General features: G+C 49.7%; 7 protein-coding genes and 1 tRNA gene. 4 read left to right on the plus strand and 4 right to left on the minus strand.

Translation table 11 applies throughout. The features are described 5' to 3' along the window. Positions 1-1,715 (minus strand): single-stranded-DNA-specific exonuclease RecJ (gene recJ, locus K2G43_RS08610; protein ID WP_297645634.1); only part of this gene is annotated, 1,715 nt, incomplete at its 3' end. Positions 1,716-2,749: 1,034 nt separating this feature from the next. Between recJ and surE the strand changes: the two genes are divergently transcribed. The 3 genes from surE to K2G43_RS08625 all read left to right on the plus strand — a co-directional run bounded on the left by surE (position 2,750) and on the right by K2G43_RS08625 (position 5,764). Next, entirely contained in the window at positions 2,750-3,514 is a 765-nt protein-coding gene (surE, locus tag K2G43_RS08615; RefSeq protein WP_297644598.1) for a 5'/3'-nucleotidase SurE, read from the plus strand. Between the two features lie 281 nt (positions 3,515-3,795). Then, positions 3,796-4,965 (plus strand): lipid-A-disaccharide synthase, encoded by a 1,170-nt coding sequence (gene lpxB / locus K2G43_RS08620; RefSeq protein WP_300154236.1) that lies wholly within the window; start codon positions 3,796-3,798, stop codon positions 4,963-4,965. Between the two features lie 52 nt (positions 4,966-5,017). After that, positions 5,018-5,764 (plus strand): NigD-like protein, encoded by a 747-nt coding sequence (locus K2G43_RS08625; protein ID WP_300154240.1) that lies wholly within the window; start codon positions 5,018-5,020, stop codon positions 5,762-5,764. A 207-nt stretch (positions 5,765-5,971) separates the two neighbouring features. Here K2G43_RS08625 and K2G43_RS08630 read toward each other — a convergent pair whose 3' ends face one another. From K2G43_RS08630 to rsfS, 3 genes are read right to left on the minus strand one after another with little or no spacing between them, the layout of a single operon-like run. After that, complete coding sequence (locus K2G43_RS08630; protein WP_297644604.1) at positions 5,972-6,814, minus strand: phosphatidate cytidylyltransferase; 843 nt, start codon at positions 6,812-6,814, stop codon at positions 5,972-5,974. Further along, a complete protein-coding gene (ftsH, locus tag K2G43_RS08635; RefSeq protein ID WP_297644607.1) occupies positions 6,804-8,822 on the minus strand; it encodes an ATP-dependent zinc metalloprotease FtsH in 2,019 nt (672 codons plus the stop codon). The genes K2G43_RS08630 and ftsH overlap by 11 nt, the downstream gene beginning before the upstream one ends. A 9-nt stretch (positions 8,823-8,831) precedes the next feature. Then, complete coding sequence (rsfS, locus tag K2G43_RS08640) at positions 8,832-9,191, minus strand: ribosome silencing factor (RefSeq protein ID WP_300154244.1); 360 nt, start codon at positions 9,189-9,191, stop codon at positions 8,832-8,834. 220 nt (positions 9,192-9,411) lie between these two features. Between rsfS and K2G43_RS08645 the strand changes: the two genes are divergently transcribed. Then, positions 9,412-9,482 (plus strand) — tRNA-Gln (locus K2G43_RS08645). Positions 9,483-9,873 lie beyond the last annotated feature (391 nt).

Here is a 9,873-nt window from a genome sequence, read left to right on the forward strand (position 1 = left end):
TAGTTCGGCTTTATATCCTCAATCTGCAATTGCACCTCGCCCCGTTTGTGCGTGTTCTCTTCGATGGAGTAGCAGATGTCGAAGGAGCGTTTGCTCTTGATGAAGCGTACGTGCGAGCTCTGCCCGAAGGCGATGCCGTTCATCACGTTGTTCGATTTGTTGTCCACCAACTCCAGTTTGATATGTTCCTGGTCGCGGCCCACCACTTTGCTGGTGCCATAGTCATAGACATTGTGCGTGCAGAAGATGGGCTTGACATTATCCGGTCCGAAGGGATTGAACTTCTTCAGGTCATTGAAGAATTTGGGAGTAATGTCTTTGAAGTCGATTTCGGCATTGATGTCGATGACGGCGCAAGTCTGTTCCGGCAGGATGTTCTGCGAGACGAATTCCTCAAAACGTTCGATGAAGAGAGGCACGTTCTCCACTTTCATAGAGAGTCCGGCGGCGTATGTATGTCCTCCGAAGTTTTCCAGCAGGTCGCGGCAGTGCTCGATGGCTTTGTAAACATCGAATCCCGAGACGGAACGGGCGGAACCGGTTGCCAGGTCGTCCGTGCGTGTCAGCACGACTGCCGGGCGGTAGTAGATTTCCGTCAGGCGGGAAGCTACGATGCCGATGACCCCTTTGTGCCAGTCTTCGTTGTAGAGCACGATGGAGCGGCGGTCGGCAAGCCCTTCCAGTTCGGCGACGATTCGGTTCGCCTCTTCGGTCATGTTCTTGTCCAGGTCTTTGCGGGTTTCGTTGTACTGGTTGATTTGACTTGCCTTTTCCAAAGCAGTCGAGAAGTCTTTCTCAATCAGCAGGTCCACGGCTTCTTTTCCGCTTTGGATGCGTCCGGAGGCGTTGATGCGGGGACCTATCTTGAATACGATGTCGCCCACGGTGATGTCTCTGTCTGCCAGTCCGCACACGTCGATGATGGCTTTCAGGCCTACGCTCGGGTTGCTGTTCAGCTGTTTCAGCCCGTGGTAGGCAAGGATGCGGTTCTCGCCCATAATCGGGACGATGTCCGACGCGATGCTGACCGCGCACAGATCCAGCAACGGAATCAGGTGGTGGAACTCGATGCCGTTGCTGATGGCGAATGCCTGCATGAACTTGAAGCCCACGCCGCATCCCGAAAGATGTTCGTAGGGATAGGTGTTGTCTTCGCGTTTGGCATTCAGAATCGCCACGGCGGGCGGAAGCTCTTCATCAGGTACGTGGTGGTCGCAGATGATGAAGTCGATACCCTTCTCTTTGGCGTAGCTGATTTCCTCCACGGCCTTGATGCCGCAGTCCAGCACGATGACCAGCCCCACGCCGCTTTCCGCAGCATAGTCCACCCCTCGAAAAGAGACTCCGTATCCTTCGTTGTAGCGGTCGGGGATGTAGTAGTCAATGTTCGAATAGAACTGTTGAATGAACTTGTAAACCAGCGCTACTGCCGTAGTGCCGTCCACGTCATAGTCTCCATAAACCAGAATGCGTTCTTTCTTTCCCATCGCCCTGTTCAGGCGTTCTACCGCTGCATCCATATCTTTCATAAGGAACGGATCGTGCAAATCCGGTAGCTGAGGGCGGAAGAACCTTCGGGCTTCAGTCGTTGTCGTTATTCCCCGCTCTACCAGCAATCCCCCTAATATCGGGCTGATTCCCAGTTCGCTGGCGAGTTGCCGGCTTGCTTCTGCCTGTTTGGATGTTATGGGTTGATAATTCCATTTATGAGTCATTTTATATATTATTTTTTCTTTTTCTATCTCAAGATGCCGGATCTGATAAGTCCAACGAGGTGTAAAGGTATGAAAAACTATTGAAACGGATGGTGTTTCTATGGGAAAATCTTCTTAAGGATGCTTTTTCTCTGCTAAAAAGCACGGCTTTTTCATTTCGGGGGTTAAAAGAGTTATCACTTCGCTTCATTAGGAGTTAGAGGAGTTACCACTTCGCTTCACTTCATTAGGAGTGAAAGGAGTGAAAGCCGATGCGCTGCATTGGAAGCCCCATGTTATGATGTCCGCTTTTTTTAATAAAAACCGGCTTGTTGTAAAGAATAAGAACAATCTCTTCGGGAGGCGTTTTTGGGGGGACCCGCTCCGTACCAAGGCCTTACCAACTCCATACCTTCTTCGGACGTTCTTCGGATAAAAGTACTTTTATGTGGAGAAGGTACGGAGTTGGTACGAAGGAGATACGAAGCAGACTATGCTGTAGGGGCGATTTCTGAGGCCATAAACAACACAAAACGGCTGTAAGCTCAAGGCTCTGGCAAACAACCCGATGGCGCATGATTGTAAACAATTATTTTTGTAGTTGCGCTTGTAGTGTCTTTCTCTCTACAAGCAAAGACAGGATAATTGCCCGTTGGCAGAATTGATTCGCACGCCTGCTCTCAAGCATGTTTAATGCGCTGATTATCAGTCGTCGAAAAAGTGGGCTGACAGACACTTGTGTTCAGCGTGACAAACACTTGTGTTCAAGCTGACAGACACAAGTGTTTGAGACGGCAGACACAAGTGTCTGTCAAACCGGGAAATATAAGGTAGATGTGTCAAAACATGCATTCCACTTTTTTAGGCACGGATTCCACGGATTTACACGGTTTTCTTCTTGATTAATCCGTGAAATCCGTGTAATCCGTGCCTAATTATATCGTTATGTCGGTTTCTTTTCGTTTGGACACATCTACTTGCTGATTTAATTGCGCCAACGGATAGGATAATTCTTTCTTTTTAGCTACTTTTGCGGCAACCATAACAAAGAAATTATGAAGAATCAGAGACCTTTGATATTGATTTCCAATGATGACGGCGTCATTGCGAAAGGCATTAGCGAGTTGATAAAGTTTCTTCGTCCGTTGGGCGAGCTTGTGGTGATGGCTCCGGATGCCCCGCGTTCGGGGTATGCGTGTGCGCTGACAACATCGGAACCGATTCACTACCAGATGATCCGCCAGGACGTGGGAGTGACGGTTTATAAATGTTCGGGTTCGCCGGCCGATTGCGTGAAGTTGGCCTTCCATACGGTGCTCGACCGTAAGCCCGACCTTGTGGTGGGGGGCATAAACCACGGCGACAACTCTTCGGTGAACGTTCATTATTCGGGCACGATGGGAGTGGTCATCGAAGGATGCCTGAAGGGGGTGCCTTCCATCGGCTTTTCACTCTGCTCCCACGAGCCGGATGCCGATTTTGAACCGGCAGGCCCCTATATCCGTGAGATAGCCCGTCAGGTGCTGGAGAAAGGATTGCCTCCCTTGACCTGCCTGAACGTCAACTTCCCGAATACGAAAGAACTGAAGGGAGTCCGGATTTGCGAACAGGCCAAAGGACAATGGGTGAACGAATGGGAAAACTTTGCCCATAAAGGAAACAGCCACTACTACTGGCTGACCGGTGAGTTTGCAGATAGCGAAGCCGACAACGAGCGGAACGACCATTGGGCGCTCAATAACGGCTACGTCGCCATCACCCCGACCACGGTAGATGTCACAGCCTATCACTTGATTGATGAACTGAAAACCTGGTTCTGAAACAATTAACAATTGACAATTGATAATTGATAATGGACAATGGACAATTGATAGCGGCTATGTAGCCAATAGAATATTGCCCCTCAGGCTGTCCGACAACTTCCGTTATGTTTTCTTTCAGACACGGCTTACGCGGATTTCACAGCATTCTATTTATCTTATCCGTGAAATCCGTGTAATCCGTGCCTGAAATCATAACAGCATGTAAGCAACCACAAGGCCTTTGGACAACCTCTCCCAAATCTCAATTACTAATTGTCAATTCTCAATTCTCAATTCTTATGAAGTACTACTTGATTGTCGGTGAAGCCTCCGGAGACCTGCACGCTTCCCACCTGATGGCTGCCTTGAAAGAGGAAGACGCGCAAGCGGAGTTCCGCTTCTTCGGCGGCGACCTGATGGCGGCGGTGGGTGGCACGCTGGTGAAGCACTATAAGGAGTTGGCCTATATGGGATTCATCCCTGTGTTGCTGCATTTGCGCACCATCTTTGCCAACATGAGGCGTTGCAAGGAAGACATTGTGGCGTGGCAACCGGATGTGCTGATTCTGGTGGATTATCCCGGCTTCAACCTGGATATCGCCAAGTTTGTCCGTTCCCATACAAGCATCCCCATATTCTACTATATCTCTCCCAAGGTGTGGGCGTGGAAAGAATATCGCGTCAAGAACATCAAGCGGGATGTGGATGCGCTGTTCTCCATCCTGCCGTTTGAGGTGGAGTTCTTTGAAGGAAAACATCACTATCCGATACAGTATGTCGGCAATCCGACGTTGGATGAAGTGACGTCTTTCCGTGCCTCCCGTTCGGAAACGTTCGATGAGTTTGTACGGGCCAACGGGCTTTCGTCCAAACCCATTATAGCTCTGCTGGCAGGCAGCCGCAAACAGGAAATCAAGGATAATCTGCCCGATATGCTTCGTGCCGCCGCCGCTTTTCCCGACTATCAGCTGGTGCTGGCGGGGGCTCCGGGCATTCCTCCCGAGTATTACGGGCGGTATGTGGGCAATGCGGATGTGAAGATAATTTTTGGCCGGACCTATTCCCTGTTGCAGCAGGCGGAAGCCGCGCTGGTGACATCGGGCACGGCGACCCTAGAGACGGCGCTGTTCGGGGTGCCTCAAGCCGTATGCTATCATACGCCGATTGGAAAGGTGATTGCTTTCCTGAAACGGCATATCCTGAAGGTGAAATATATTTCGTTGGTCAATCTGATTGCCAATCGGGAAGTGGTCAAGGAACTGGTGGCCGATACCATGACGGTGGAGCAGATTCGTGCGGAACTGAAGCGGCTGCTGTACGACCGGGAGTATCGCCGCCGGATGTGCGAAGGCTACGACGAGGTGAAGATCCGTCTGGGCGAGGCAGGTGCTCCCAAACATGCGGCCCGTGAGATGGTGAAGAGGCTGACGAACTTATATTTTGTTAAAAAGCAAAAGTCGATGCAGTAAAAGTTCCATTTTTGTGTTTTCTATGCAGAAACATCTAAAATGAACTTTGAATATGAAAAAATTACATGGATTATTGATGGCGATATGCTTGGCGGTGATGCCGGTATTGCAGTCGTGTAGTGATGATGATGGGTATTCCATCGGTGATTTTACCCCGCCTTTGTGGGCTACTGTGCGTGTCACCGGAAATGCTTTCTATTTGGATAGCGATGTCTGGGGAACACTTTGGCCGGTGAATACGGACCTGGGATGGTATGAGGCTGTGGACGGACAGCGTGTGCTGACCGTGGTCAATCCGTTGTGGGACAACTACGAAGGCTATGACCACGCCGTGAAGCTGCTGAGGCTGCAAAACGTACTGACCAAGGGAATAGATACGCTGACTCCCGAAACGGAAGAGGAGTTTGGCAACGACCCTGTGGTAATCTATCAGGGCGATATCACTATCAGCGGTGGTTATATGAACATCTTCTTTGTGCAGAATCTGCCGTCCAAGAACAAGCACCGCATCAGCCTGGTGCGTCCGCAAGCGGATGAAGAGTTGTATGGCGAAGATGGTTACATCCATCTGGAACTTCGCTACAACGATTTCGATGATGTGACCAACAGACAAGCCTACGGTGCCGTATCCTACAACCTGAACAGCCTAGATATCACCGATGAGACAAAAGGCATCAAGTTGAAACTCAATTCTCAAAAGAACGGCGAAGTAGAAGTGACACTCGATTTGAAGAGTAGCGATGCCGACAATGTGAAAAGCAGAAGTGATGCAGACCTGTCCGGTATGCAGCTGAAATAACGGAAGAGGCAGCTTAAAACCTACCCGTTAGTCAAACAGAAAAAAAGAGGAGATGTGTCAAAACATGCATTCCTCTTTTTTTAGGCACGGACTACATGGATTTACACGGTTTTCTTCTTGACTAATCCGTGAAATCCATGTAATCCGTGCCTAAAATCTATCATTATGTCGGTTCTTTTTCGTTCAGACACACTTTCTTTTTATATTTTAGAACATGGTCAGTGCATACAGATAGACCACTGCGGCAGGAATAGCTATCAGTGCGCTGTCGAAACGGTCGAGCATGCCACCGTGTCCCGGCAGGATATTGCCGGAGTCTTTGATGCCCAGTTGGCGTTTCATTAGTGATTCGGTCAGGTCTCCCCAAGTGCCGAAGATGACGACAACGATGGCCAGTCCGACCCACTGCCACCCCGGCATGAACGGAAAAAAGTGTGCGAAAATCAACGAGGAGGCAATGGAAAAGACACTGCCGCCGATGCTGCCTTCCCACGATTTCTTCGGGGAGATGCGTTCGAACAAGCGGTGCTTGCCGATGAGTGAACCTACACAATAAGCCCCCGTGTCGCTCAGCCAGATAAAGACGAAGATGGAAAGCGGCAGGATGGGATTGTAGGTGACACTGCTCGTTTCGGGCGAGTGGTGGAAAGCCAGTACGTTCAGCAAGGCGAAGGGCAATGCCACGTACAGCTGGCTGAGCATGGAGAATGCCCAGTTGCCTATCGGATTCTTTTTCTTCAGGTAAAGTTCGGCTATCATCAGGTAGAGCAGCAGCGCCAGATAGGGAAGAAACACCCGTGAGCCGCTGCTTTGTTGTGTGCAGAAGCTCATCAGCGCGAGGAACAGGTAGGCTCCTCCCAGGGCGGTGATGGTCTTATTGATGCTTACTTCGCCGCTGTTGTTGACCAATTGTGCAAACTCGTGTACGCTCAGCGCACAGATGAGGGTAAACAAGAAACCGAATGAGAGTGGGCCGCAGAGAATGCATCCCACCAATACGATGACGAACAATACACCGGTAATGGCGCGTTGGATAAAGTTATTTTTCATTGTTCTCTTTTTCCTTGATTTCCTTTTCTGCTTCAGCAGCCTTTTTCTCTTCTTGTTCCTCAACTTCTTTCAGCTCGGCAGAGGTTTTGGTGGCACTGATAATCTCTTCCGATCGCGATGCCCATGGCCGAGGTCCGAAGATATGCTCCACGTCTTCGGCAAAGATGACTTCTTTGTCAATCAGCAGTTGTGCCAAGCGGTTGTGGCCTTCCTGGTTCTCGGACAATATCTTCTTGGCACGTTCGTACTGTTCGTTCACCATCTGCTTGACCTCTTCATCAATCAGTTCCGCCGTCTTTTCGCTGTACGGACGGTTGAAAGAGTACTCGTCGTTGTTGTAGTAGCAGAGGTTGGGCAGCTTCTCGCTCATTCCTAAATAGGCAATCATGCCGTATGCCTGTTTGGTGACGCGCTCCAGGTCGTTCATCGCTCCGGTGGATATACGGCCTAAGAACAGGTCTTCGGCGGCACGGCCTCCCAAGGTGGCGCACATCTCATCCAACATTTGCTCTTTGGTGGTGATTTGCCGCTCTTCCGGCAGGTACCAGGCGGCACCCAACGCACGTCCGCGCGGCACGATGGTGACTTTAATCAGCGGGTTGGCATGTTCCAGAAGCCACGAAATGCTGGCGTGTCCGGCTTCGTGCATGGCGATAGAACGTCGTTCGGCTTCCGTCGTGATTTTGGTCTTTTTTTCCAAACCGCCCACGATGCGATCGACTGCATTCAGAAAATCCTGCTTGCCCACGAACTTCTTGCCGTGGCGTGCAGCTATCAGGGCAGCTTCGTTGCAGACATTGGCGATGTCGGCACCGGAGAAGCCGGGAGTCTGGCGGGCCAGCAAGTCCACGTCCACCGTATCGTCTATCTTGATGGGGCGCAGGTGTACGCCGAATACCTCTTTCCGTTCGTTCAGGTCGGGAAGGTCCACATGTATCTGTCGGTCGAAACGTCCGGCACGGAGCAGCGCTTTGTCCAATACGTCCACACGGTTGGTGGCAGCCAATATGATGACACCGCTGTTGGAACCGAAGCCGTCCATCTCGGTCAGTAGCTGGTTCAAGGTGTTCTCGCGCTCGTCGTTGCCACCCATGGCGGCTGCTTTGGCACGGGCACGTCCTACGGCATCAATCTCGTCGATGAAGACGATGCACGGCGCTTTTTCCTTAGCTTGACGGAACAGGTCGCGGACACGGGAAGCGCCCACGCCGACAAACATTTCCACAAAGTCGGAACCCGCTAACGAGAAGAAAGGTACGTTGGCTTCTCCCGCCACCGCTTTTGCAAGCAGGGTCTTACCGGTTCCCGGAGGACCTACAAGCAGGGCGCCTTTGGGAATCTTACCGCCTAATTCCGTATATTTCTGCGGCTCTTTCAGGAACTCCACAATCTCTTCCACTTCCTGTTTGGCTTCGGCGAGTCCCGCCACGTCCTTGAAAGTGACTTTGATGGAAGAATCTTTTTCAAACAATTGGGCTTTCGATTTGCCCACGCTGAAGATTCCACCGCCTCCGCCCATGCCGCTGCCGCCGGTCATACGGCGTGACAGGAATATCCAGAATCCAATGAGAAGCGCAAAGGGAAGTACTTGCCACAGGAAAGCACCGAAATAATTCCGTTTCTTTTCGTAGTTGACGGAACCGTCAAAGTGTGCTTCGTCCTGCTCTTTCTGCAAGAACTCTCCCAGGCTTTCGCGCGAAGGGGCTTCGGTCGTGATAAGCGGATTCTTGCCCACGCGGGTAGAGTCTTGGCGGAAGACGTTCCCCACATGCTGCGGTTTCACGTATGCTTCGACGGAGTTGTCGTCGTAACCTACTACTTTGCTGATGTAGCCGTTGCGCACATATTGCTGAAACTCATCGTAGGAGATGCTTTTGGTCGCATTGCCTCCTTCGTTGGTCAGGTATAGCCCCAATAGCATTGTCGCTATAATCATATACAGCCAGTTCAGATTGAACTTGGGCATATTCACCCTGTTGGGCTTTTTATTATTGGTATTGTTGTCCATACGTTTCTATTAATCAAGGTCGGGTATTTGAGTTAGTTTGGCATCCGCCCACAGGTGCTCCAGGTTGTAGAACTCTCTTGTTTCCGGCAGGAACACGTGTACCAGTACGTCCGAGTAGTCCATAGCCACCCATTCGGCGTTGCGTAATCCGTCCACGGCATAAGGCTTTACGTTGACGCCCTTCCGTGTAAATTCTCGGATGGATTCCACAATGGCTGTTACTTGACTGGGGGAATTCCCTTGGCAGATAATGAAATAGTTACATATCGTATCGTCTATTTTAGTAAGGTCTGCGACGACGATTTTTCTCCCTTTTTTATCTTGGATACCTTCTGTAATCTGTTGAATCAGTTCTTTTGTTTCGTTCATTATACATTAATCATATTAAAACAGTTGACAAATATACGTTGATTTATCATATCAAACATGTAAAAGGGGAAAAGTCTTTCAAATTTTGATTTTTTTTAGTTATATAATCCTTTGGGTTACGGTGCCTTATCATTTTTTCTGCAAAAAAACACTCTTTTTTATTTGGATTTATAAAATTCTTTGTATCTTTGCAACCGCAAAACAGAAATAAACCTATCATTGGGCTATGGTGTAATGGTAACACTACAGATTCTGGTCCTGTCATTCCTGGTTCGAATCCAGGTAGCCCAACCGAGAAGCCGCTAAGTATTTAGCGGCTTTTTTTATATCTGAATAATGGCCTGTTGTGTTTCCTTCTGTTCCCTTCTTCGTGTCCTCTCTTCCGCATAAACACAGGTTTATTACCATGCGCCCTCTTCCGGGCCGGCCGATATTTCCTTCCGACTGTGCTTAGATAACTTTAAGTCAAATGTTTTCGCAAGATAGAAACGGATGAGTCGTCTTCCATCTATACCGGTTGCTATACTGCGACCGTGTTTTTAAAGAAAGGTATGTACTTGTGCTTTTGATTGATTATTAGTGTGTTATGTGTTTTTAGGGCCGATATGGGGTCAGCGGATATTTCTGGTTGGTATCCATTTCCTTTATGCGTACAAAGTAGCCAATCTGAACATGAAGAACT

This window comes from Bacteroides sp. (assembly GCF_029057325.1).
In the GTDB taxonomy this organism is placed as follows: domain Bacteria; phylum Bacteroidota; class Bacteroidia; order Bacteroidales; family Bacteroidaceae; genus Bacteroides.

Bases quoted from the DNA above. Each gene is read 5' to 3' on its own strand.
- ftsH (WP_297644607.1), bottom strand. From the start codon at position 8,822: ATGGACAACAATACCAATAATAAAAAGCCCAACAGGGTGAATATGCCC.
- surE (WP_297644598.1), top strand. From the start codon at position 2,750: ATGAAGAATCAGAGACCTTTGATATTGATTTCCAATGATGACGGCGTC.
- rsfS (WP_300154244.1), bottom strand. From the start codon at position 9,191: ATGAACGAAACAAAAGAACTGATTCAACAGATTACAGAAGGTATCCAA.
- K2G43_RS08630 (WP_297644604.1), bottom strand. From the start codon at position 6,814: ATGAAAAATAACTTTATCCAACGCGCCATTACCGGTGTATTGTTCGTC.
- lpxB (WP_300154236.1), top strand. From the start codon at position 3,796: ATGAAGTACTACTTGATTGTCGGTGAAGCCTCCGGAGACCTGCACGCT.
- K2G43_RS08625 (WP_300154240.1), top strand. From the start codon at position 5,018: ATGAAAAAATTACATGGATTATTGATGGCGATATGCTTGGCGGTGATG.